The organism is Streptomyces sp. RPA4-2 (assembly GCF_012273515.2).
GTDB classification, from domain to species: Bacteria; Actinomycetota; Actinomycetes; order Streptomycetales; family Streptomycetaceae; genus Streptomyces; species Streptomyces kaempferi.
The window spans coordinates 8,798,667-8,821,591 of sequence record NZ_CP050975.2 but is presented as its reverse complement, the minus strand read 5'-3'; the positions used below and the strand labels follow the sequence as shown (position 1 = coordinate 8,821,591).

The following is a 22,925-nucleotide window of genomic DNA, read 5'->3' as shown; positions in this document are numbered from 1 at the left end:
GTCGCTCTCCTTGACGTGATGAGTTTTTCAGGGCTGGGTGAGCGCCCAGGCGTCGGGGGCGAGAGGCGGCGGTCGATGGTCCGGGCCGTCGTACAGGAGAGACAGCCGGCGTCCGTGGTGGGTCGAGCAGTCGGGATCGGCCAGGGCCCTGGCCCGTTCCAGGCGTACCGATTCAGGGAGATCCGTGTGGCTGATGCCTTCCATCAGGGCAGAGAGTCGTTTAGCTGTCTCGGTGTCGTGATCCTGCCGATGCCACAGCACGGTGTGCACGCCGGCCTGGAGACACTGTCTGAGGACCTTGTTCTGGTCCTGCTGCTCGCAGCACATGATGACGATGCCGGCGTCGGGAACAGACTCCAGTCGTGCCTGGGCGACGCCTGGACGGACCGCATGCTGGTCGAGCACGAGGGGGTTCGACGACGTGAGTGCCTCGGTGCGCCGCTTCCATCCCGCGAAACTGTCCCGCGTCCGTTCGGAGCTGCGCAACACCACTCCGCGCACGACGCCCAGGAAGAAGTCGTCGTCCTCGGCTCCTCGCAGATGCCAGGTGTCCACGTCGAGCCGCAGCCAGGGCGGAGCTACGAAGAACTCGACCAGGGCCAGCTCGGCGTGTTCGTTCACCTCGTTGCGCAGCACCGTACGGATGCCCTCGACTACCTTGTCGCTCGATACTTCGGAGTCCTGGACCAAGACGACCTCATGACGGCCGGCGCCGTCGCACACCCAAATCTGGTAGGTGAAACGCTGCCCCGGCGGAACGGGCAGCAACTCGACCTGGATACGGGGCGCTGTTGCGGGCCTCGCCCACGCTCCGGGGCGCGGAACGGAGCGAAGATCCTCCCGGAACTGGCCGACTGCGGCCTCGGACACGTCCAGGTGCCTGGCCACCCTGCTCACCCACGCGTACAGGTCCTGCGCCACGGGGTTTCCCGCGGACTGCTCGGCCAGGCCGATCCTGACGACGGCCTGGAGGAGCAACGGAATCAGCGGATGGGAGGACGGGACGTATCCCTCGAACAGATCGGTCAGTTCCACGAGCCCCGAGACCAACGGAGGTGTTTCCACGTACGGAAGGACCTCGCGCAGCAGATCTGCGGGATCGGTGGCACGGCACAGCGCGAGCAGTCCGACCAGGTCCCTGCGCTGCCCGGCGGTCAGGGTCTCGCTCGGACTGACGACTTTCGCCGCGTGCACGAGTCCGTCCCAGGCGTCACGCCAGCCGTGACGGACACCCGCCGGGTCGGCCAGGTGCTCCCGTACCACGGCAAGAAGTTCCGGAACACCACGTCGTACGCCCAAGGCCAGAGCGAGCAGTCTGCCGTGATCGGACGCCTGTCCGGACGACACCCTGGAGAGCCGGGCGGACAGCCTCTCCTCGCACTTGACGACGGAGTCGGCTCCGGGCAGAAGCCTTTCCAGAGCTGCGAGCAGGCCCTGCGCGCCCTGGCCGGCCGTGGGCACCTGAACCGGCGAGAGGGCGGGCAGTTCCGCTTCGATCGTGGGCAACGCGATCGCGTACAGCGGCCCTGTCGCCGAATTCTCGCCGCGCGGGCTTTGATGGGTGGCGACCACGATGCCGACTACGGCCCCGCGGTCGCGGTCCCAAAGCGGCCCACCGCTGAATCCGGGGTAGACGGTGCCGGCGGTGACATCCAGCACGGTCCAGGCACCGGTCACCGCGCGGGGCAGCGCGCGGACCGTGGTCGCGGTATTGCCGCTCGCCCACAGGGCAACGACCTCGTTCCCCTCCCACTCGGGCAGGAAAGGCGCCAGCTCTGCGCCGTGGGGAAGCGCACTCGTGAGCCTCAGCACCGCCAGGTCGCCGAAGTACGGAAAGTGCCCCGCGGCCACGGCGCCACCCTGTGCGACATGCGCGCGCGGCGGACGCCACAGATCCTGGTCGGCCTTGGCGGTCAGATCCTGGTCCCGGTCGACGTGCGGCATCCGCAGCCGCACCACATCGACCGTTGGTGCGGCAGAGGCGTCGAACTGGGCACGTCCCAGAGCACTGTTGACGACATGGGCGCAGGTGAGCACAAGGGAATCGGAGATAAGGACGCCTGCACCGACCGGTCCGTCCTGCCCGTGGACGGACACGAACGACCGGAGAAGCACCGCGTCGCTGTTCGAGGAGGGGATCACCTGACGGGCCCTCGTGTCACGACACCGGAGAAGGGGATGCCTCGTCAGTGGAGGACGACTCTCCCCGGCCGGCGCCCCCCGGCGATCCGTCGGTGAAGTTCCAGGTGGCGGAGACGGTGAAACTCGCCTCGCCGCTTCCCGAGAAGACCCCGAGTTTGAGGTCGCTTCCCAGCGTCACCCCGAACTCGACCGTCACCTCGTCCGGCCGCCTGGCGGATTCGGTGAACGACTGATGGATCTCCGAGAGCACCCCACTCAGCGGACGTAGCGCCTCGGCGAGCGCCTCACCGCCCCGAGTGAGAGCGTGCGCCGCGCGCCCGTTGACACTGACGGGCTCCGCCGAGCCGAATCCCGGCGGGAGTTCGAGCGGCTCGTCCGCGTTGTCCTCCGATCGCTCCATAGGAGTCTTCGGTCCGCTCGGGACGTCGTTCCCCATCGGAGCGAGGTGCAGGCGTACGACCGACCCGTCGTCGAAAGCGAGATTCATGTCCCCCATGAGCGTCATCCTGTCATGATCAGGGGGTCGATGTGACCCCAACTGCCCTACCACGAACGCGATGGTGAAGGCTGCGACCCAAAAGGGTGAACTCGGCACCAGCCAGGGCACAGGCCGATATGATCTGATGGCTGTTCATGCCTTGGGGGTTTGACGACAGGGATCAAGATCCGGGCGGCCGCATACTTGTTCGCGTGGGCCAAGCGGAGAGCCAAGCCGGCCGTCGAGGGTGGGACGCAAGCGGACGCAGCCGTGAACCTGGTGATGGACCGCCTGCACGACGCGCTGGAGGAGTAGCTGTGGCCCAGGCGACCGGGGTCTGACCCGGCTTGAGCGCGAAACGGGCGGCGGACGGGACGCGGGCGGGCAGGCCGCGTTGAACGCTGTGGACGCCGTGCTGGAAGCCGAGGGCGGGGTATGCGGCTCTGTAGCAAGGGGCGTGGGATGTGGAGGGTCCCGGGCTCACCTACAGCCCGCAAGGAAGATCGTTCGGCTCAAGCCCAGTGGAGCCTTTCGCCGCGTAGGCGACAGTCCTTCACAGCCCCAGCCCGTGCGGCAGTGAGACGGGACACCTGGTGCAGACGCAAGGCGCCTGGAACGCCACCTACGACACGCTTGCCGCACCTCGCCCCGCCGACGTGTTCGCCCCTGCGCGATCGGCCTTGCCGGGGGTCAGTGGCTGGTCGCCTGGTTGACGGCGCTGCGGATGGCCATGTCTACGGCGCGCTCGCCCGCGAGTTCGTAGTAGAAACGGGCGCTGTCGGGGTGGTCTCGCAGTACACCGGCGACGATCCGGGCTGCTTGGCCGTGCAGGCGGCGCAGCCAGTCGCGGGTCGCGATCTGCTGGTCGAACTCGTTGGACGCCTCGTCCCAGGTGCACATGCCGCGGGCGGCCTCCTCCAGGAGGTCCCAATGTTCTTCCTCGGCGGCATGTCGGGCGACGCCGCGTAGCCAGGCGATGGCCCGCTTGGACTCGTTCCAGTGTGGCCAACCGGTTCCGTCGCCCCGGACGTGCCCGGTCATCGCCTGCACCAAGGTACGGGTCTGCTCGGGGTGGTCCAGCAGGAGCGGCGCGGTCGTCTCTATATCCAGGTTGGGAAGGACGTCGAGGTAGAGCTCGTAGTCGTCGCCGTGGTCGGCGGCCAGGGCTAGCAGCCGGCGGGCCGCGTCGGTGTCTTCCTCCTTGGCGGCCGCCAGGAGCTGTTGGGCCCGTGCGATGGGCAGGTCGATCTGAGGCGCGGTCTCCTGCTCGACCACGTCGAGGAAGTCGGCGATTGTCTGGGGGCGCTGGCGCGGATCGTGGTACGTGCACCGCCGGACGACGCCTCGCCAAGGTCCGGACGGCAGCAGCGGCACGTTCACCTCCGGCGGCAGACCGGTGAGTAGCCATCCGATGACCTTGCCCAGGCTGTAGATGTCGCTGGCGGGTGTGGCATTGTGCGGGTCGACCGACAGTTCGGGGGCGCCGAACTCAGCGGTTCCGATCGCAGTGCCCGTGCGCTTGGGGTTGGTCGTCTGCCCGCGAGGACGGCGCACAATGCCCCAGTCGCCGAGGACCCAGCGGCCGTCCAGGAGCAGAATGTTGGCGGGTTTGATGTCGCGGTGCAGGTAGTCCATGCGGTGGGCGTCGGCCAGGGCTGAGGCAACCGCGTCGACCAGGGCCCTCAGCGCGGCCGGATCGTGTTGCAGTTCGGGCTGGAGGCGTTCGGCGGTGCCCTGGGCCATTGGCATGACGAACCACTCGGCCCGCGGGCTAAAGTCGAGGACCGGCATCACGTGACAGTTGGTGCCGAGCTTCTGCGCGACCTCGATCTCGCGCAACATCCTCGCGGTCAGGTTCTCACGCAGCGAGCGGGGTTTCTTGAAGGCGACGACGGTCCCGGTGGCCTTGTGCACGGCCTCGTGGACGATGCCCATGCCGCCCTTGCCGTCCGGCAGCGGGAACGTCTCCAAGGCGTAGTCCTTCTTCACCCCGTGGGCGAGGCGGCGCACCTCGGTGTAGGCGTCGGCGGCCGTGGGCTGAGGGTCCGGGGCGGCCGACGAGGCGGCGGCCGCGTGGCCGGTGACCTTCACCAGCACCGGGTGGACGGCATCGGCGTCGTTGGTCGGCCGCACCCCCAGCAGGTACGCGGGGCCGCCTGCCGGGTTCTGGACGAGTCCGAATACGTCGCCGAGTTGCATCTCGGCGACCGTGTCGCTGGTGCGGTCGGCTGTGTTGAGGGCATGCAGTTCCACGCCGACACCCGAGCCGGCCCGCCCCGCCACCAGGACGGTGTCGCCTCCGCCGCGCGCGAGGTGTCCCGGGTAGGACACCGGGGTCAGCATCCAGTTCTCGTGTGGGCCGGCGCTGGTGCTGACGGCGAGGTCGACGACGGCGCTGTGTCCGCCAGCGGCGAGGAGGAAGCGACGCTCGCCGAGCCAGGCGGCCGAACGGACTGCCGCGTCGAAGTCGAGGGCGAAGCGCTGCTGGTTACCCACCTGGTCGTCGAGCCGCGTGAGCGCTAGGGTCGAGCCCGTTCTGGTGCCGAGCGTCGCGCCGGACCCGGACAGGACCCACACGGTGGAGTCCGGGCCGAGCAGCAGGGTGGCGTTCGCCTCGAATCCGCCGCCGACCGCCTGCAGCACGCCGTCGTGCCACTGCACCACGGCCGGCCCACACAGTACCCACATCGAGCCGTCCGCCCGGACCGCAGCGTCACCGTGTACGCCGGGCAGGGGCAGCCGCCACCTGGTACCGCCCCGCTGCAGGTCCACTTCCGCGACACCCGCCTCGGTGGTGATCAGCGCGCGCTCGGCGGACTCCCAGGCCATCCCGGACGGTCGCGCCGGCCAGGACTCGCCGGCCAGGACGACGCAGAGGTCGACGCCTGCCGGCGTCCGGGACGGCACGCCCGGCGCCGTCGCCGGGCGTGCTGCCAGGGCCAGCGCCGGGGCGGGCTCCGAGGGTTCCTGCAGCAGGAGTTCGTGTAGCGGGGTGTGCGGTGGTCGTGGCGGCCGGAAAGCCGCGCTGATCAAGGCAGTGAGCGGGGCGAGGTCGCAGACGGCGGCCTCGAGATGGTCCCGGTCCAGGAGGACACCCTGCGCCCGCAGAAGGGCGCTCACCTCGGCGCCGATCTCTTGGCCTGTGGCCCTGGCGCAGATCAAGACCCATCGCACTCCCGGCTCGAGGTCGCGCTCGCGGGCGGACATCGCGACGCGGGCCGTGGTGACTGCGTCCTCGCCCACCGCGGTCGTCACGGTGATTGCGTAGTCGCGTCCGGCGAGCTCGAAGAACACGGCCGGTTCGTAGGGCGCGCGGTAGACGAGCGTCGCATCGGGGTCTGTACGCCGGATCAGCGCCGCCACCACGTCGGCTAGGAGCCGATGGCGGTCCTCCTCCGGCAGCTCGTCGCTGTGGGCCTGGCCGTACTCGGCCAGCAGTTCCCGTACGTCCTGCATCGCCCCGCCCGTGCGTCGTGCCTGCCCGGGCGCCGCGCCCGCCGGGGCGATTGTCCCGTACGGCCCCGGCCCGATGCGCGCAATCAGCCAGATCAGCGGACGTACCGTCCAGCGCGGCACCAGATGCCAGGAGGCTGGCGCACCCGGGCCGCCGCGCTCCGCCACAGTCAGCCCGGCGGCATGCCGAGGTCTCCGTCATCGGTGGTCGTGGTGAGGCCGCAGGGGCCGGGGCCGTGGGCCAGCAGGGCCTGGATGGTGTGGTTCCCGGCGAGGATGATCAGGCCGTCCGCGCTGCCGCGGACGATGAGGCTGCGAAACTGGCCGGTTCGTACGAGGCTCTGCAGGATGACGGCGGGGTCGCCGCGGCCGGTGTTGCCGGGGAACCCCTCTGCCCGCCGAGGGCACGGTTCCCGTCCTCTTGACATCAGATTTGTGATTAGCGAATCATGAATCATGTCTCAAGAGGTTTTGGAGCGGCTGCGTGAGGCGTCCGTGCCGGTCTTCGGCAACCGCTACCGGGCGGAGCTGATGCTGGCCCTCGCCTCGGCGGACGGACGCGGGGTGTGCCTGGGCGATCTCGCAATCGCCCAGGAGGTGCCGGCGAGTGTCTATCACGCCCCGATGCGGGCACTGGTGGAGGCGGGCTTGGCACGGAAGCTGCCGCGGACGGCGGGGGAGAGGCGCCGCTGGTACCGGCGCAGTGACGATGACGCGCTCTGGCAGTGTCTTGCAGGCTTGTTGAGCTGTTTGGCACAAGTACCCGTACCTGTGCGGGTTGGATAGACGACGGGGCCGCCGTGTGCGGCCGGGGCCCGGTGAGGCAGGGTGGAGGCCATGGCGACCTTGGCGAACTCCGTGATCGACCGTTCCATGCGGACGGCATCCGCCGCTCTGCTGGAAGCAGGAGCGCAGACCCAGGTCGCATCCCTGCAGGGCGTCGAGGCCCTGTTCTTCTACCGGCTGGACTCAGCCGAGAACGCCCGGCGCCAGCATGTAGCTGCGGCTCGTCTGGACCGGATGGCGCCACTGGAGACGCTCCTGGACCTCCCGGTCGACATCCCCGTTCCGCTCGCCCTGCTCGATACCGGCCAGCGGCGCGCCGTACGCGCCCTTCCCACCGGGAGCGCCGACCGTGACCGCACGTCGGTGACCCGGCGCGCGGTGCGCCCGGCAAGCGTTGATCTGGCGGTGGTCTGGGCCTCCGGCGTGCGCCAGGGCCTGCGCGATGCCGGCCGGTTTGCTCCGTTCTGCCGCCGCGCCATGCTCCTCACCCGACGCCCCCCACGCCTGGACGAGGCGCTGGCAGAAGCCGACTTCTACGGCATCGGCGTCTTCATCACCAGCGGTGACGGCATCGAGATGGTGCTGGAGCCGGCCGCGTACCGGCCGCAGCGGCACACCGCAGCAGCATGGTGCTTCGTGGAAGAGCTGTATCAGCTCCTGCCGTAGTCCTTCGCGTCCGCCCGCGGCCGGGGCTGGGGCGGCACAGCGGCCGGGGCCGCAAGCGCCCATCGCTTGAGCTGCGCGGGCACCTTGAATCCGTTCGGCTGCAGCAGCTGCGCGTTCAGCAGCGGATACTGAGCGACGGCGGCGACGCAGCGCTCGTGCCACCACCACTGGCGCGCGGGACCGGAATCGAGCGCGGTCAGAGTGCGCAGCCACTCCATCAGGACCGCCACGTTGTGCGCGGCCGCCCGGGCCTGCCTGTCGCCTGCATTGCTGGCGAACGAATCCAGCGCCCGCACTCCCTCGCACGCCGCGCAGCCGCAGACCGGGGCAGCAGCGCCGGCGAACCGGTCGGCCAGTGTCTTGCCGAGGAAGAAGTGCATCAGCTCGGGAAACAGCACGTGCGGCGACTGGGAGAAGCCCTTGCTTTTCTCGGCCTTCTCGCCGGGGGCGACGATGTGCCGCAGCCGGCTGCCGGCGCCGAACGCCGTGAACGCCGCCCCCGCGGCCAGCGCACCGAAGGCGGCGAGGTCGGTGCGCAGCAGCGCCGCGCCCGGCACCTCCGTGACGATCCGCCGCAAGTGGTCGACGGCCCTGGGATGACGGGCGAGCGGATCCATCTGCCCGCCCAGCATCAGGGCCTTGGGCCCGCGTACCAGCCGCAGACAGGCGATCAGCTGCCGCACGGAGTCCTCCTCCCGCAGCCAGCCCACATCGACGGGCGCGGCGAAGATGACCTGCGGATCATCCAGGTCGGCCACCCGGCGGACCGCCGCCTTGAGCGCCTCGGAGTCCTCGGCCTGCAGGTAGCCGGTCGGGGTCATCGGCGCGGTGACACCCGCGGCCCGCTGCTCCGCCAGTGACACGGCCAGCGGATCGTCGAAGCCGAACGTGCCCTCAGCCGCGTCGGGGAAAGGCTCCTCCCCGCTCGCCGCCGCCACCTCGTACACCGCTGGGTCCACCAGCAGCGGTCCGCTGAACTGCTCGGCATCGCGCAACCTCCTGGCCTGCTGCAGTGCCTTGGGCCCGCACAGCACCAGCCCGCTGCGTCCCGCGTCGAGCTGGCCGCGGAAGAAGCCGACACGTGCCGGGCTCACGTGCAGCAGCATGCGATCCTCAAGGACGCGCAGCGCCCCCGTCAGAGCCGGGGATGCGTCGGGAGGCTCGGTGAGGTCTGAGCGCGGACGCGGCAGCGGAGCAGAAGACTCGATCATGGCCTCACCTTCGAAACGGAATGGGATAGCGCGCGGTCACCCGCCGCATAGAGGTGCTCGAAGTCCTCGGGCAGCAGGCGGGCACAGGTTGCCGCCTGGGCGGTGTCCAGGCCGCGGTCCGACAGCAGGGTGTCCACCAGCGCGTCCACCCGCTGCGGCCGCTCCGGCTCGATGGCGATCGGTTCGACGGTGCGGTAGCCCAGTGCCGACATCTCCACCGCCACGGTGCGGTACTGCCATTCGCTCAGGGCGTTCAGATCGACCGCGCGCCGCAGCAGAGCGCTCATGGACACCCGCCAGATCCGCTTGAGTTCCGCCAGCCGGGCAAGGTCCACCCCGCCGGTGAACGCCTGCCGGATGTCGGCTGCAGGCATCAGGAACTCCGAGGCGAAGGCGTCGGCCTGCTTCTCCTGCTCTCCTGCGGTGCCGGGCTCGGTGTGCATCACCAGATGCCCCAGCTCGTGTGCGACGCTGAAACGGCAACGGTCGCCCGGAGCATGGTCGTTGACCAGCACCAGCGGCATCTGGCGGCCGTCCCACTGACTGACGGCGTCCAGCAGCTTGCTGCCCAGGTCCCGCACCACGACCCAGCCGCCCGCCGCCTCGATGGAGCCGATCACATCGGCCACGGGCCCTGCGGGCATCGCCCACTCCTGCCGCACGTGGCGTGCCGCGTCCTTGGCCGTCGTGAGATCGTCCAGAACCACCTGCGGAAACCGGTGCGTGCCCTCGGGCACCGCGGCGGCGTCCATCATCCCGGACACCTGCAGCCGCACCAGGGCGAGTTGAGCGTGAATACGCCGCAGAGCCGGCGCCGACAGCGACGCCCGCTTGCGGTGATGGATCAGCCCGACACCCACTCCGCTCACCTGCGGGTCCACACGCAGCAACTCCGGCGGGTAGCCCAGAGCGGTGGCGTACAGCGCCAGCCGGTCCTCGCCGACCGCAAGCCGCCCCGACTCCGCCCTGCTGACGTACCCCTGGGAGACGACGGCGGCCCCGTCGGACGCCTTGGTCATGGCGTCGGCGACCTCGGTCTGCGTCAATCCCCGCGACTCGCGCGCGAGCGCGAGCATCCCAGAATGCGCCTGCAGGTCACCGGACGTCGCCACACCACACCACCTCAGATCAGACCTCAAAACATTAACACGGAATATTCCGAGGGTGATTCGTGGATGTCGTTGCGTCGGTCACACCAACTCCCGCTCGACAGCCCGCCTCTGACACAGATACCGCTGAGCCCACACGATCCAGAGCAGAATGCCGCCGCTGCGTCAAGGGCGACCATGACCTCCACTCGACTCGGGATCCCCTCCGCCCACCTCTAGCCTGCCGCTCTCCGGAGCCCTGTCATCTCCCGCTGCCCCAGGCCGCCTTTGCGCCAACCACGGCTGTGGAGTACCCCGGCGACGTCGTGCTCCTTGCGCGGGGCAGACATCTTTCGTGGCTGGAAGCCTGTTCGCAGAGCGATGACGCCGAGACAGAACCGACCGCCGAGCCGGTCGTTCGTTGCCCACCACCTAGTGATGACGGACTTCTTGTCTGAGAGGGCGTTAAGTCCGTTTCTGGTAGCGGCCGCGTCCGGGTTGTTCGAGGAGTCCTTGACGGACGAGTCGTCCCAGGCGGGAGCGGGTGACGTTGATCGAGGGCTCGTCGGTGGGCAGGCCGAGGTGCTCGTGCAGGTCGCGGACACGGAACACCTTCCCAGGGTGCTCGTTGAACGTGGTCACGATGCGCTGGTAGACGGTGGCGGTCTCCACGAAGGCCGTTGCGTGATCGGGCGGGGTGAGGCCGTCGATGACCTTGCGAGTCGCGGTGAGCTCGGCCAGGCGGGCTTCGGTCTCGGCGAGGCCGGTGGTGAGCCGCACGATCTGCTCGCGCAGGTGGTCGGCTCGTGCGGCGGTCTCATCGTGCTCGGCCTGCAGCAGCCGCAGGAGTTCGCTGACGTTCACGCGGCCAGCTCCACGTCGTCCCGCCAGGCGGGGGCAGGGGTGGTGAGGCGGCGGAGCATGCTTAAGCGGTGGAGGCCCAGTAGACGCGGGAAGCCGCGTTGTCGGGCCGGTGATCGTAGTCGCGGGCGAGGCGCCGGTGCAGCATGAGGGTGCCGTTGGCCTGCTCGACCACCCACCGCTTCGGTTGCGGGACGAAGCCCTTGCCTTCGTCGTCGGGGTTGCGCCGAACCACCTCGACGGTGATGTCCTTTACCGCCCCGTGGATGATCACAGCGTCCTTGAAACCCTGGTCGACCAGGACCTTTTCCAGGCGCATCCCACATCGTTCGGCCGCCTGGTCCAGCAGGGCGATGCCGGCCTCGTTGTCGTGGGCGCTCGCGGCCAGGACCACCACACCGATGATCAGGCCCAGCACGTCGACTGCGAGTCCCCGCTTCCTGCCAGGCGTCTTCTTGTTCGCGTCCAGTCCCGTCGTCTCCTTCGGCACCCCGGCCGCCACGCGGACGGACTGGGTGTCGATGATCACCAGGGACGGGTCCTCTAATCGTCTGGACCGCTCCCGCACCTGGCAGCGCAGGATCTCCTGAATCCGCTGGTCAAGACCATCCTGGCGCCACAGAGTGAAGTAGTAGAACACCGCCGACCAGGCCGGGAGGTCGTGTGGCAGGAGCCGCCACTGACAGCCCGTCCGGTTCTGGTAGAGCAGCGCGTTCACTACCTCGCGCAGGTCGCAGGAGCCCGGGTCCCCGGTCGCCGACCGCGCCACCCGCTCCTGCTTCCACGCGGTGACCAGCGGCTCGATCAACGCCCACTGCTCGTCGGACAAGTCGGTTGCGTACGGCATCCGTTCCATGCCCACGACCTCATCATGCACACGACATGACCCGAGGGCGGAACTGTCCCATCACCCACGAACGGGCGACACCACATCATCAGAAACGGGACTTAACGTCCTCTCAATCCACTCGTTGGAGGGGCGGTCCGCCAACACCGCCCCTGACCTACCATCAGCCAACTACACTCCCGACGACGCCTCTGACCAGGCCAGATAGCGAAACGCTGCTGGAGTACTAGTCCGGTGGGGGCTCCCCCGAAGGGGGCTATGGCGTGTGGGTGAGTGTTGATGAAGCCCAGATCAAGAGCAGTGTCTCCGTCGGTGGCCCGGCGCAGAGCATCGAGATGGACTTCTTCGAGTCCGGCCACCTCGCCGACGCGTTTCAGCAGCGCCGGCGCCCAGTCCAGGTCCAGCACGTCGTACGCCGGTGGATCCCAGTGGGGATCCCGGTCCGATGACGCGGCGGCGGACTGACGGCACGCGGCGAGGTACTCCTCGGGGATGCGGGCGAGTTGCTGGGTAACGGCCATGACGGCAGTATCCCTGCCGCGTCCACCGGATTTCGGGCTGCAGGCTTGGATGCGCCCACGGTCGCCGCCCCCATGGGGACTCATGACCGCCGGGGTGAGGAATTACGGGCTCTGTCGACGATCTTGTGACGACTGCCGTGGGCTATAGCGGGATCCCCGTGGATGACCGCAGGTGTCTATCAGGCCGTTGATTTCTCATGGGTGGTGGGCGATGACGGGTCTGTCGGGGTCTCTCAGGTCCGTGAGGGTCACTCGTCCGGGTCCTGCGGGTTCGTTGCAGTCCGGACCGTGCAGGTCCAGCTCTGTGAAGTCCAGCGTGAGCGCGTGGCTGCGCTCCATGTAGACGCGGTCCAGTTCGAAAGCTATGCGTGTGCCTGTTCCCGCTCCTGGACCGATTTTCCGGGGCTCGGAGAGTGGCCTCAGGCCGGCGAGTTCCTGCCGGAAGGCATGGCCATTCCGCCAGACCTCGATGACAACACGCGAGCTCACAGCACCGGCGGCTGCGCTGCCCCAGCGCTCCGGTCGAAGGAGTGACCCGAAGTATCCGAGCTGTGGGTTGCCCTGCTCGTCTAGGGCGTCGGCTCTGTCGTCCCGCACGACGAAAGCAAGGTCGCCGGTGATCTCAGCCTCGATCTGAAGGGTGTGCGCTGCAGCGAGCCGGGCGGCAGGGTGGAGCGCGTGTCCCAGGACGTTGCCCAGCACCCGCGTGGCGAAGTCCGGGTTGTTCCGGTCGGCCTGGAAGTACATCTGAGGGTGTGTCCGCACGTGCTCGTCGAACTCAACGATCTGGATGTCGGCCGCGCTGTACTTGTCCACCGTCACGATCGCACGCTACTCGACCACTCAAGCCGAGACCACGGCCAGCCTGGGTCCCTGCCTGAGCGGACTGTCAACATCGGCGATCTCACGGGCCGAGGAGAATGCGTCGCCGGAGGAGGTCGAGAGTAACTGTCAAATCCTGTGGATCATCGCGGAGAACCTCAAGCCAGCTGTAGCCATTGATCGAGGACTGCAAAGTCCTGGTCGGTAAGGCCGTGGGACGACGCGACGCGATGGAGGATTGCCTGGGCCGGGTGGTGGGTGGATACCCAGTCTCGGTCGGCGTCGGTGATCTCGTCGTCGACCCAGGCGAACGGGCGTCCGTCCGCCCACGCGACAAGAGTTCGGGTCTTCCAGTGGAGCCCGAACCACTGGTCTTCGCGTTCGTGGGCGTCTGAGGGCTCTGGCCAGTTCACGACCGGCAGCTGCGGCAGGCCGAGTCGCGGCGCCAGCTCGATATTGGCCTCTTCTTCCCAGGTGGTGGCCCAGACCAGGTCACACGGCAGCGCCGCGAGCCGCGGCCCGATCTGCGGGTCGAGCCGCGCCAGGTGCGAGTTGGATGCGGTGCCCGCCAGATCGCGCTGCGGGCCGTCACCGAACGGCAGGAGCGGTCCGTCGACGTCCAGGAAGAGCAGTGGACGGTTCCCGTGCCTGGTCATGCTGCGCTCACCTCGGGACGCTCGACGAGGTAGCCGTTGTGGAATGTGGCGCCGTTGCGGACGAGGGCGACGAGGTGGGGTGCGGTGATCGCGCGCTAGCGGGCCTGGGCGGACTCGGCGAGCTTGAACACCATGGCCAGGGCCGCTGCGGGGCTGCCAGCTCCGCGGGTGACCCGGGTCCTCAACTTGACGGTGCTGAAGGTGGATTCGATCGGATTCGTCGTTCTGAGGTGGACCCAGTGTTCGGCGGGGAAGTCGTAGAACGCCAGGAGTTCATCGGTCTCGTCGGTGACCTTCTTCACCGCCTTGGGCCACTTCGCGCCGTAGGCGCGATCGAAGTCCTTGACGGCCTTCTCGGCGTGGTCGCGGTCTTCGGCGTTGTAGATCTCCTGCAATGCCTTTTTCGCTCCGGGCTGGGCCGACTTCGGCAGGGCGTTGACCACGTTCCGGGTTTTGTGAACCCAGCACCTTTGGTGCCTGGCCTGCGGAAACACCTCTGTGAGAGCCCGCCACAGGCCCATCGCGCCGTCACCGACCACGAGCTCGGGGGCCCGCATGCCGCGCCGCCGGCAGTCACGTAGCAGGTCGGCCCAGGACTCGGTGGACTCGCGAAGTCCTTCGGCGAGCGCGATGAGCTCCTTGCGGCCGTCGGTGCGCACGCCCATGAGGACCAGGATGCAGGAGCGGGCCTGGCCGAGGCGGATCTTGGGGTGGACGCCGTCGGCCCACACGTAGACGTAGTCGGATTCCGACAGGTCGCGGGCTTGGAAGACGGCGTGGTCATCGCTCCATTGCTTGGTCAGCCGGGTCACGGTGGCCGGCGAGAGCCCGGCCGTACTGCCGAGGAACTGCTCCATGGCGGGCACGAAGTCGCCGGAGGACAGTCCGTGCAGGTAGAGCAGAGGAAGGACCTCGCTGATCTTCGGGGACTTCCGGCACCAGGGGGCCAGGATCTTCGACGAGAACCGCTCGCGCTCGCCCGTGGCGGCGTCGACGCGCTTGTCGTTCACGCGCGGCGCCTTGACCGGGACCGGGCCGGCGGCCGTGGTCACGGTGCGCTCGCGGTGGTGGCCGTTGCGGACCACCAGCCGGCGACCGGCATCATCACGATGGCCGGCCAACTCGGCTATGTACTGGTTGACTTCAGCCTCCAGGGCCGCGGCGAGCATCCGCCGGGCGCCCTCCCGGACGATGTCGTCCATCAGGAAGCCGGTCTCGGTGGTTCCGTCGTTGTTGACTACGCTGAGCATGGGCGTGCCTTCCCGACCCGCGCGCCAACGCGGGCCTACTCGATGACCAGAAGTCGATCACTCGGGAAGGTACGCCCTCCGCGTTCCGCGAGGCACCCTTCCCGAGGCCGATCCACAGACATCCGAGCTTGGTAAGAAGTCAAGTAGTGGCTGGCGCGAGAGCTGGGAATGCCTTGGTGGGATCGAACTTCTGGCGGGTGGCCAAGCAGTGGTGCAGGCAGCCCAGCAGTCGGTTGAACACGTGCCGCATGGCGGCGGTGTGCCGGTCTCCTCGGGCTCTGCGCCGGTCGTAGTGCTCCTTCACCTGTGGTGAAGCAGGGCTCCGAAGATCCACACGTAGCCGGCGGCGGCTAGCCGCTGGTTCTTCACGCGGCGGTGGTGCACGGCGTGGCTCTTGCCGCTGGCGACGGTGATCGGCGCGGCTCCGGCGTATGCCTTGAGGGCGCGGGCATCGCGGAAGCGGGAGCGGTCATCACCGATCTCGCCCAGCACGCGGGCGCCGGTGAGCGGGCCGATGCCCGGGAAACTGCCGAGGATCTCGGCGTCCGGGTGCTGCTCGAACGCCTTGGCTGCCGCACCGGCAAGGTCGTCCGCCGCTCGGCAGGCGGCATCCAACTGCCCTACCAGAGCGGCGGTCTGGTGTCCCATGGCCTGCTCGACCAGGGGGAGCTGGTGGAGGTAGTCGCCGGTGAAGATGGTCCGCAGACGTTCGGTCCAGGTGTCGATGTTGCGCTGCCGTCCCGACTTGCGCAGCAGCGACCGCAACTGGGCGCGCGTCAGTCCGCTGCCGCCGTGGGGTCCGGAGCCGCAGCGAGCACGGTCCGCGCTTCCCGGGAGTCCAGTCCGATGCCCCGGACTTGGAAGGCCGCCAGGGCGGCCGGGAAGTACTGCTTGAGGTGCGAGCGGAGCTGGTTGTTTAGCTGGGCGCGGTTCCAGACCGCGTCCTGCTGGGCGCGGGCGAGCACCGAGATGGCCTGGGCGAGCTCGGAGTCGGCGGGCAGCGGACGGTGGACGTCCGCGTCCGTGCGCAGGATGTTGGCCAGCGCCATCGCGTCGGCATGGTCGGACTTGGCGCGGGCAAGCGATGGCGCTCTCGATAGCGGGCGACCGCCATCGGGTTGATCGAGTACACCTTCCGGCCTGTGGAGCGCAGGCAGGCGAACAGCAGGCCCCGTGCGGTCTCGACCGCGACCGGGATGGGGTTTTGGGGACTGTCTCCAGACTCGGCCAGCATGTTCAGCAGCTGGCGGTAGCCTTCCGCGTCGTCGGCGATGTGCCTCTTGGCAACGAGCTGGCCAGCCTCGTCCACCAGAGCCACGTCATGATGGTTCTCCGCCCAGTCGATCCCGCAGGTGATCGTCAATCCTGTGTCCTCTCTCTCGTTGTTTGCCCAGCGTGTGAGCCTGTGCGGGGACACGCAGCGACCTAATAGGAGGGCTCGGCGGCCCGACATCCGATGAGCTGTTCGTGGCCCCAGCTGACCGCACGGCCCCGGTCTTCGGAGAGAGCTCTGCGGCTCGCGTGTTGAGGAGCGGGTGGTCGTACGGGCGGCTCGGGTCACGATCATCAGTGCCCCCGCGGAGGCGATCGACACGCGCCCTCCGCAAGGGCACGGCGGCGGGGCCCTCTGCCTGTGGAGAGGAGTCCGGCTCCGAGTCTTGAGTAGGGGTCACCCGTCACCGTGCACTGCTATTAGGTCTTGAGCATTGCTCTGCGGGCAGGACCACCGTCTCATCGGCGTGGCCCTGCTGGTTTGCCAGCGGTTCGCGTAGTATGGCGTAGTGGCGTTACCGGTCCGCCGGCCGCGCCGGGTTCCCGTCCTCATCGACCTCACGCAGCGCCGGCTCCCACTCGGGGTGGCCCGCCAAGGCGTCTGGGCGGCGGAGGTTGGACAGCCGTTGCCCGATTGCTTGTCGAGCGCGGGGCGGAGTGGGGTGCGCACAGTGTCCAGTGCTGGTCCCAGTACATCCGGGCCGCGGCCAGATTCTCCTGGAACCGTTCATCCGCGACCGACCAGACCATGCTCAACCGTTCCAGCCGCGCAGCTCGCTTGCCGGTCATCTGCCCGGCCCCGAACGCCCGCCGCTGCTCCGCCGGAAGTGCCGGGTGAGCTCGCCGAGCACGGTGCGGGTGGCCCAGGCGGGAAATTCCATGTCCTGGTCGGTGTCGCATGGGTCCAGGGCCGAACTGACCCCGCCATGGGCACCGCCACTGACCCCCTCCCGTCGGTGGCCGCATCACCGGGCACCGACCCGGCCTGGCGGCGCGCAGCAGCTCATCCGGGCACCGCGCGCCGCCAACGCGTCACCGGCATCCGGCCGACGAGGGCACCGTCCTGCCCGCGCCGCACAGGCAGGGCGGTGCGCCGACTGTCCGCAGCCAAGGCGAGACCCGGCGGACCGCAGCTTCCTGGAAGCGTGAGCGTAGCCGGAACGTTTCGCCTGCACCCATCCGGGCGACTCCGTGCCTCAAGCGGAGGTGCCTGGATCGCGGAGCCATCGGCACGCGGTGAAGCTGGGATGCGTCCGTCGAACGCATGATCGTCAGGAGGGTGACAGCTGTGTCCCAGGATTCTCTGCCAGCCATTTCCGGACCCCCGCAGTTCGCCCTCCGAGCGCGGAACAAACCCGAGAGCGACACGTGGTTCACCATCGGCCAGGCGTGGGAGTTCCAGGTCGACGGCGGCCCCGCATACCAGCTCCGGGTCACGATGACGCCGGTGAACTGGGACGGCGAGCTGCTCCTGATGCCGATTCCCGGTCAGGAGAAGGACCACGCATACGGACAGGCCTCGGCTGAGGCGGAGGGAAACCGGTGAGCGCTCAGGAAGCAACACAGCCGACGACCCAGACGACGCCTGAGGATGTTGACGGAGTCCTGAACTTTCTGTGGCTTGAGTTGACGAACCGCTGCAATCTGCGGTGCGTCCACTGCTACACGGATTCGCATCCGCTCAGCGGCGACCGGGACGTGCTGACCACTGATGACTACGGATCGGTGATGGGCCAGGCCTACGACCTGGGCTGTCGTCAGATCCAGCTGATCGGGGGCGAGCCCCAGCTCCACCCGGCCTTCAACCAGCTCATGCGCCGCAGTGTGGACATCGGCTTCGACTTCGTCGAGGTCTTCACCAACCTCACCACGCTGGACGAGGAGACGCTCGCATTCTCGGCCGAGAAAGGTGTGCACTTCGCGACCTCGGTCTACTCTGACGACCCCGCTGTGCACGATGCCGTTACCACCGTGCGCGGCAGCCACCGACGCACCGTCGCCAACCTCCGCCGGCTCGTCGAGAAGGGGGTGCGGACGCGGGTGGGAGTCATCGCGGTGAAGGGGGACGCCGCAGCCGCGGAACGCACCCGGCAATTCCTGCTCGACCTCGGTGTCGACGGCTCAGTGCGGACGTCCGAGGTGCGGGAGTTCGGCCGGGGGCAGGACCTCCTGGGACAGCCCGCGAGCCTCTCGGGCCTGTGCGGTCACTGCTGGAACGGCAACCTCGCCGTCGCGCCGGACGGAAAGGTCTTCCCGTGCGTCATGGCCCGGGACTGGGCTGTCGGTGACGTTCTGGACCAGACGCTGGAAGAGATCCTGCACGGTGACGAGCTCGCGCAGATCCGCCGCGAGATCCACGACACGGTGTGGCGGGAGAAGACCGCTCCTACACTGTGTCCCCAGTGCTGTGTGCCCGATCTCTCGTGTCCGTGCGATCCGCTGCTGTGTACCCAGTCGTGCGAACCTCTGCCGACAGTCCGGGAATTGTAGCGAGCGGTGCCCGATCATGGGCCGCGGGCGCGTCGCCCTGGCCGAAGGGGCACCGGTTCGCCGACCGAACCCGCGAGAAGCACGCCATCGTCCACGGGATGCTCGGCGAAGGACACAGCCGCCGCGCGGTCGCCCGCGAACTTCGCATGACCTACCGAACCGTGCAGCGTCTGGCCGATGCGGCGACCCCGGAAGACCTCTTCCAAGCGGAAGGGCAGTGGCAGAACCGCAGGACGAAGCTCGACGACTTCAAGCCGTACTTGCACGAGCGGTGGGCCGAGGGCTGCACGAACGCCTGGACCCTCTGGAAGGAGATCCAGACGCATGGATACGCGGGTGGATACGGGGCCGTCCGCGCATACCTTCGTCCCTTCCGGGACGCGGTGCCAGGGGGTCGGCCGCCATCTCCCAGGACTGTTGCCAGCTGGATCCTGACCCACCCCGACGTGCTTCCGGAGAAGGAGCGATTGAAGCTCAAGTCCGTGCTGGCTGGCTGCCCCGAACTGGACGCCCTCGCCGGGCACGTCCGCTCCTTCGGGCAGATGCTCACCCGGCTCCAGGGAGAACGGCTCCCCGAATGGATCGCGGCGGTCCGAGCCGACGACCTACCCAGCCTGCACACCTTCATCAACGGCCTCGAACGCGACCTCGCAGCCGTCACCGCCGGCCTGACCCTGCCTTGGAGCTCAGGCATCGTGGAAGGCCACGTCAACCGCATCAAAATGATCAAGCGGCAGATGTACGGACGCGCTGGCTTCAAGCTCCTGCGCAAGCAGGTACTGCTTGCCTCCTGACCTCGCTGTCGGTGGCCAGTGCGAGGATCTCCAGACGGCCACGCGAGGAGAGATATGGGCACCTGGGACATCGGCCCCTTCGACAACGACACCGCCGCCGACTTCGCCGGCGCCCTGGACGAGGCAGCACTGGAAGAACGCGAAGCCATGATCCGGGGCGTGCTCATGCGTGCCGCCGCGCCTGCGGACTTCCTGGGTATCTACGACGGCGAGCGTGCAGTGGCCGCGGCCGCCCTGGTCGTCGCGCAGCATCCTGACGGCGATCCGGCGTGTTCGAACTATGGCCCATCAGAGCCGCTACCGGAGTTGCCTGCAGGCCTTCGAATGCTCGCCGTCGACGCCCTGGACCAAGTGGTCTCCAACCGGTCTGAACTCGCAGAGCAGTGGGCCGAAGCTGCGAACTGGTCGAAGTGGCGCCAGGACATCACCCGCCTCCGCGACGCCCTTGACCCTCCGATCCCGCCACAAGAGGAAGCCCTCTTCGACATCTGACCGGTCACCCACAGTCACGGACCACAGAACTTGAGCCAGAACCCCAGTTTTGACAGCACCCCTGGGGCCCGCGGAATCGAACGGGTCCGGCTCGCATCAGTCGGGGGTCCGGAGGGGATGCCATTCGGCCAGCAGGATGGTGGCGTCGTCGGTCAGGTGTCCGCTGTGGTCGAGGATGTCGCGGCTGAGACGGCGCAGGGCCTCGGGCGCGGGCTCGCCGGCGGCGGTGGCCCGCACGACGGTGTCGACCAGGCGGTCTTCGCCGAAGAAGCCGCCGGCCGGTGAGCGGGCCTCGGTGACGCCATCGGTGTGAATGAGGATCCGGTCTCCGGGCTCGAGCTGGAAGCGCTCGACCGGAGGGGCAGAATTCGGGTGGCCGGGGCCGGGGCCGAGGCCGAGGCCGAGGGGGAGGTTGGGGTGCCGGGCCAGGGCGCTTACCACGACGCGCTGGCGGCGGATCAGCAGTGGGGGCGGGTGGCCGCAGTTGACCCAGGCAAGTTCCCCGGTCACGGGGTCGAGGTCGGCGAAAACGGCGGTCAGGAGCCGGTCCGGAACCCAGCAGCGCAGGGCCTGGTCGACGACGGGGGCAATGTCGGCGAGGGTGCCGTCGGTGCGGCGGGTGGAGCGGCAGCTTAAGCTAGGGCGAGTGCCGCGCACAGGCCCGAGGCGGTGTCGTGGCCCATGGCGTCGACCACGGCCAGGTGCAGTTTCCGCTCGCCGAGCGCGTGGTCGAACGCGTCACCGCCGATCTCGTAGGCGGGTTCCAGCACGGCGCTGGACGTGACCGCCGTGGTGCCCAAAGTGCGGGGCGGCATGAACGCCCAGGCGAGTTCGGCCTGCAGCGTCATCGGGCGGGTGCGCACCGTGGTGAGCAGGGTGTCGCTGTACAAGGTCTTGGAGACCACCAGCAGGGCGGTCAGGGACGCCAGCGCCCTGGCGCGCTCCAGGGTGTTGGGGTCCAGGGAGGGTGCGGTGAGGCGGAGCACGCCGATGCGCTCGATGCCGTCGACCAGAGGTAGCCACAGCACCAGGTGGGGTGTGTCCGTGGCCAGGCGCTGGGAGCGGGTGCGGTAGCACCAGCCGGCCAGGGTGCCGTCCACGGCCAGCGCGGCGTCCGCGCCGCCGTCCGACGGAGGCAGGGGGATGAGGTGGGTCTGCTGGAGGTCGGCGAGGTAGACCGCCGCGCCGGCCAGGCCCAGGTCGCGCGCGCCATGGCCGATGAGCGAGGCGAGCTCGCCCGGTGCGGTGTCGTGCGACCGCTCCAGCAGGCGGGCCAGCACCGGGCCGAGCACGGAGTCGTCCACGCCCTCCACCATCCTCTGCCGCCTTCCGGCCTGCCACCGCGTGCCTGCCCTGGGGCCCCGCTGAGCGTTCACCGGGCCGGTGGCACTGTCTGCCAGCGGGCCGCGGCGCGCTTCTGCCAGCGGGTCGGCCGTTCCAACCACCCCCCACCGCCGCCCGGCAGATGACCGAGCCGAATCGAACGCCACCCAGAACGGCTGCTGTCGAGACTGGTGAACATCTGCTGCGAAACTCGCGAACAAAGTCAGGCTGTCCTGACGGCCGTCCCAGCCGTGTCGGAGGCTCGTGTGGGGGCTGTTATGAGTCCTGGCGGCCGAAGAGGGCTTTGAACAGGCCGGTGGGCGGCTGCGCGGCTTCGGTGATGCGGCAGGCCTCGCAGGTGGGTCCGTCCGGTGGCGGGACGGAAGGGTCTTCACCGCCAAGGCTCTTGAGCGGGCCGCCGCAGCTCTCGCAGGGCGGGTCGGGCGGGAGTGCGAGTTGGGGCTGCGCGGGAATGTGGCGCTGAGACCAGTCCCCGGCGGTAGCTGGCCCTTCCTTCCGTTCCTGGGCTGCGTTGCGTTCGGCCTCGCGCCGGCGCCAGGCTCTGCGGTCCCGGGGATTGTCCAGGGCGTCGGTGAGGGATTCCCAGCGACGGTGTCCGCAGCGCCACCACACCGGGGCGAGCGGGCCGGACTCCCGGATGCGGTCCAGGGTGGTGAACAGGACCGGGATGGCGTCGGTGAAGTCGACGTAACCGTCCGGCTCGCCACCGTATCCGCCGAGCTTCTGATACGTGCCCGACCAGTGTTCGCGGGTCAGATCCAGCACCCGGTTCATCCGGTTCTTCAGCGCTTGCTCCCCCAGCCGGGTACCGGGCTCGAACACCACGGCAATCGGCGGATACCCGTCCCGGCCCGTCGGCAAGTAGAGGCTCTGCCACAACGGAACACTCAGACTCGCATGCACCGCGTGGGCCGCGGGGATCGCGGGGTCTTTGACCTTCACGCGGAAGTACTGGTGGTAGCGGGCGAACTTGGCCGCCAGGACCTCGTCCGCCTCCGTGCCCCGATCGACCTCCACCAGCAGCACCGGCAGGCCAGCCTCCGGAGCCCGCAGCACCGCATCCGCACGCACCGAAGGACGCGTACGGCTCGTGCCCGGCAAGTTGTGCACCACCTCCGTCGCCCACGACCCCACCGACCCGAACCCTGGCAGGACAGCAGGCACGGCGGGCGCGGCGGGCTCTGTGGGCGTTGCGGGGGCGGGTGTTGGGGTGGCGCGGGCGATGGGGCGGGTGGGGACCGGTTGGGTGCCGGTCAGCGCGATGACCGTCTCGTTGACGGCCATCGCGTGCGGGGCACCCGAGCGGGCCGCACCCCGCGCGTTGCCACCCATGTCCGCAGCCGGGCGTCCGAGGACCTCGGCTGCGGCGGTGAGGCCGAGCGGGGTCAGACCCCACAGCTTCTGCCCGTCACGCGCGCTGCCCTCGGAGAGCGTCAGTCCGTGCTTGGCCAAGTCCAGGCAGGCGTTGCGCACGCCCTTGCTGTCCTTGTGTCCCGGACAGGTCAGCCTGCGCATCTGATCCGCGCTCGCTACTTTCAGCACACCGAGCGCGGCGAGCACGTGCCCGCGCACCGCGCTCGTCGACCCGTACGGATACGTCAACGAACCACCCACACCCACACCCCTCCCCCAGCCCAGTCTCACCGCCCCTGGCGCCGACAGGCGCCCGGGGCCGCGGACCGGCCGCGCCGGGCCGCGCACCCCACGCGAACCCACCGGACCCTCTCGACTCGACGCCGCACCACCCTGCCA

General features: G+C 69.1%; 19 protein-coding genes and 3 pseudogenes. 7 read left to right on the top strand and 15 right to left on the bottom strand.

Annotation, left to right across the window (positions count from 1 at the left end; translation table 11 throughout):
• Positions 1–27: 27 nt before the first annotated feature.
• Complete coding sequence (locus HEP85_RS38780; RefSeq protein ID WP_282189919.1) at positions 28–2,097, bottom strand: trypsin-like peptidase domain-containing protein; 2,070 nt, start codon at positions 2,095–2,097, stop codon at positions 28–30.
• A gap of 61 nt (positions 2,098–2,158) precedes the next feature.
• On the bottom strand, positions 2,159–2,647 hold the full coding sequence (locus HEP85_RS38775; RefSeq protein ID WP_248002287.1) for a CU044_2847 family protein: 489 nt from the start codon (positions 2,645–2,647) through the stop codon (positions 2,159–2,161).
• Positions 2,648–2,788: 141 nt separating this feature from the next.
• On the opposite strand from HEP85_RS38775, the gene HEP85_RS38770 reads away from it, so the two are divergent.
• Positions 2,789–2,935 (top strand): hypothetical protein, encoded by a 147-nt coding sequence (locus tag HEP85_RS38770; protein WP_168532050.1) that lies wholly within the window; start codon positions 2,789–2,791, stop codon positions 2,933–2,935.
• A gap of 375 nt (positions 2,936–3,310) precedes the next feature.
• On the opposite strand, the gene HEP85_RS38765 is transcribed toward HEP85_RS38770, so the two are convergent.
• Positions 3,311–6,076: a serine/threonine-protein kinase gene (locus HEP85_RS38765; protein ID WP_168532049.1), complete on the bottom strand. Its 2,766-nt coding sequence runs from the start codon at positions 6,074–6,076 to the stop codon at positions 3,311–3,313.
• Positions 6,077–6,243: 167 nt separating this feature from the next.
• Positions 6,244–6,501 carry a hypothetical protein gene (locus HEP85_RS38760; protein ID WP_168532048.1) on the bottom strand — a complete coding sequence of 86 codons (258 nt, stop codon included), beginning with the start codon at positions 6,499–6,501 and terminating at the stop codon, positions 6,244–6,246.
• A 409-nt stretch (positions 6,502–6,910) separates the two neighbouring features.
• Here HEP85_RS38760 and HEP85_RS38755 point away from each other — a divergent pair, with 409 nt between their 5' ends.
• Positions 6,911–7,525: a hypothetical protein gene (locus HEP85_RS38755; RefSeq protein ID WP_168532047.1), complete on the top strand. Its 615-nt coding sequence runs from the start codon at positions 6,911–6,913 to the stop codon at positions 7,523–7,525.
• On the opposite strand, the gene HEP85_RS38750 is transcribed toward HEP85_RS38755, so the two are convergent.
• The 4 genes and pseudogenes from HEP85_RS38750 to HEP85_RS38735 form a co-directional block, all read right to left on the bottom strand.
• Positions 7,510–8,736 (bottom strand): hypothetical protein, encoded by a 1,227-nt coding sequence (locus HEP85_RS38750; protein ID WP_168532046.1) that lies wholly within the window; start codon positions 8,734–8,736, stop codon positions 7,510–7,512. The two genes, HEP85_RS38755 and HEP85_RS38750, sit on opposite strands and share 16 nt — an antisense overlap.
• On the bottom strand, positions 8,733–9,812 hold the full coding sequence (locus HEP85_RS38745) for an ImmA/IrrE family metallo-endopeptidase (protein WP_248002286.1): 1,080 nt from the start codon (positions 9,810–9,812) through the stop codon (positions 8,733–8,735). Before HEP85_RS38745 ends, HEP85_RS38750 begins: the two co-directional genes overlap by 4 nt.
• A 477-nt stretch (positions 9,813–10,289) precedes the next feature.
• Positions 10,290–10,688 (bottom strand): type IV toxin-antitoxin system AbiEi family antitoxin domain-containing protein, encoded by a 399-nt coding sequence (locus HEP85_RS38740; RefSeq protein WP_211117739.1) that lies wholly within the window; start codon positions 10,686–10,688, stop codon positions 10,290–10,292.
• A pseudogene (locus HEP85_RS38735) lies at positions 10,685–11,541 on the bottom strand (IS5 family transposase). The gene HEP85_RS38740 and the pseudogene HEP85_RS38735 overlap by 4 nt, the downstream one beginning before the upstream one ends.
• A gap of 260 nt (positions 11,542–11,801) precedes the next feature.
• Between HEP85_RS38735 and HEP85_RS38730 the strand changes: the two are divergent.
• On the top strand, positions 11,802–11,981 hold the full coding sequence (locus tag HEP85_RS38730) for a hypothetical protein (RefSeq protein ID WP_168532044.1): 180 nt from the start codon (positions 11,802–11,804) through the stop codon (positions 11,979–11,981).
• A 267-nt stretch (positions 11,982–12,248) separates the two neighbouring features.
• Here the strand turns inward: HEP85_RS38730 and HEP85_RS38725 are convergent, their stop codons facing one another.
• The 4 genes and pseudogenes from HEP85_RS38725 to HEP85_RS38710 all read right to left on the bottom strand — a co-directional run bounded on the left by HEP85_RS38725 (position 12,249) and on the right by HEP85_RS38710 (position 16,144).
• Entirely contained in the window at positions 12,249–12,875 is a 627-nt protein-coding gene (locus HEP85_RS38725; protein WP_168532043.1) for a hypothetical protein, read from the bottom strand.
• Between the two features lie 158 nt (positions 12,876–13,033).
• The gene (locus tag HEP85_RS38720; RefSeq protein WP_168532042.1) at positions 13,034–13,531 is read right to left on the bottom strand and encodes an HAD domain-containing protein; all 498 of its coding nucleotides are present in this window, start codon (positions 13,529–13,531) and stop codon (positions 13,034–13,036) included.
• Positions 13,528–14,781 (bottom strand): annotated as a pseudogene (locus HEP85_RS38715) (IS256 family transposase). The gene HEP85_RS38720 and the pseudogene HEP85_RS38715 overlap by 4 nt, the downstream one beginning before the upstream one ends.
• Before the next feature lie 139 nt (positions 14,782–14,920).
• Positions 14,921–16,144, bottom strand: a pseudogene (locus HEP85_RS38710) (IS110 family transposase).
• A gap of 1,197 nt (positions 16,145–17,341) precedes the next feature.
• Between HEP85_RS38710 and HEP85_RS38705 the strand changes: the two are divergent.
• The 4 genes from HEP85_RS38705 (at position 17,342) to HEP85_RS38690 (ending at position 19,829) form a co-directional block, all read left to right on the top strand.
• Positions 17,342–17,599: a hypothetical protein gene (locus HEP85_RS38705; RefSeq protein ID WP_168532041.1), complete on the top strand. Its 258-nt coding sequence runs from the start codon at positions 17,342–17,344 to the stop codon at positions 17,597–17,599.
• Positions 17,596–18,543: a radical SAM protein gene (locus tag HEP85_RS38700; protein ID WP_211118141.1), complete on the top strand. Its 948-nt coding sequence runs from the start codon at positions 17,596–17,598 to the stop codon at positions 18,541–18,543. The genes HEP85_RS38705 and HEP85_RS38700 overlap by 4 nt, the downstream gene beginning before the upstream one ends.
• Before the next feature lie 98 nt (positions 18,544–18,641).
• A complete protein-coding gene (locus tag HEP85_RS38695; RefSeq protein WP_168532039.1) occupies positions 18,642–19,337 on the top strand; it encodes a transposase in 696 nt (231 codons plus the stop codon).
• A gap of 54 nt (positions 19,338–19,391) precedes the next feature.
• Positions 19,392–19,829 (top strand): DUF4259 domain-containing protein, encoded by a 438-nt coding sequence (locus HEP85_RS38690; protein WP_168532038.1) that lies wholly within the window; start codon positions 19,392–19,394, stop codon positions 19,827–19,829.
• A gap of 96 nt (positions 19,830–19,925) precedes the next feature.
• Here the strand turns inward: HEP85_RS38690 and HEP85_RS38685 are convergent, their stop codons facing one another.
• From HEP85_RS38685 to HEP85_RS38675, 3 genes are all read right to left on the bottom strand, one after another.
• A complete protein-coding gene (locus HEP85_RS38685) occupies positions 19,926–20,486 on the bottom strand; it encodes a PP2C family protein-serine/threonine phosphatase (RefSeq protein WP_369658031.1) in 561 nt (186 codons plus the stop codon).
• Positions 20,462–21,145: a hypothetical protein gene (locus HEP85_RS38680; protein WP_369658030.1), complete on the bottom strand. Its 684-nt coding sequence runs from the start codon at positions 21,143–21,145 to the stop codon at positions 20,462–20,464. Before HEP85_RS38680 ends, HEP85_RS38685 begins: the two co-directional genes overlap by 25 nt.
• Before the next feature lie 283 nt (positions 21,146–21,428).
• On the bottom strand, positions 21,429–22,787 hold the full coding sequence (locus tag HEP85_RS38675; protein WP_369658029.1) for a replication-relaxation family protein: 1,359 nt from the start codon (positions 22,785–22,787) through the stop codon (positions 21,429–21,431).
• Positions 22,788–22,925 lie beyond the last annotated feature (138 nt).

Coding starts and splice junctions, on each gene's coding strand:
- HEP85_RS38775 (WP_248002287.1), bottom strand. CDS start 2,647: ATGACGCTCATGGGGGACATGAATCTCGCTTTCGACGACGGGTCGGTC.
- HEP85_RS38765 (WP_168532049.1), bottom strand. CDS start 6,076: ATGCAGGACGTACGGGAACTGCTGGCCGAGTACGGCCAGGCCCACAGC.
- HEP85_RS38760 (WP_168532048.1), bottom strand. CDS start 6,501: ATGTCAAGAGGACGGGAACCGTGCCCTCGGCGGGCAGAGGGGTTCCCC.
- HEP85_RS38755 (WP_168532047.1), top strand. CDS start 6,911: ATGGCGACCTTGGCGAACTCCGTGATCGACCGTTCCATGCGGACGGCA.
- HEP85_RS38750 (WP_168532046.1), bottom strand. CDS start 8,736: ATGATCGAGTCTTCTGCTCCGCTGCCGCGTCCGCGCTCAGACCTCACC.
- HEP85_RS38745 (WP_248002286.1), bottom strand. CDS start 9,812: ATGCTCGCGCTCGCGCGCGAGTCGCGGGGATTGACGCAGACCGAGGTC.
- HEP85_RS38720 (WP_168532042.1), bottom strand. CDS start 13,531: ATGACCAGGCACGGGAACCGTCCACTGCTCTTCCTGGACGTCGACGGA.
- HEP85_RS38695 (WP_168532039.1), top strand. CDS start 18,642: ATGCTCGGCGAAGGACACAGCCGCCGCGCGGTCGCCCGCGAACTTCGC.
- HEP85_RS38690 (WP_168532038.1), top strand. CDS start 19,392: ATGGGCACCTGGGACATCGGCCCCTTCGACAACGACACCGCCGCCGAC.
- HEP85_RS38680 (WP_369658030.1), bottom strand. CDS start 21,145: ATGGTGGAGGGCGTGGACGACTCCGTGCTCGGCCCGGTGCTGGCCCGC.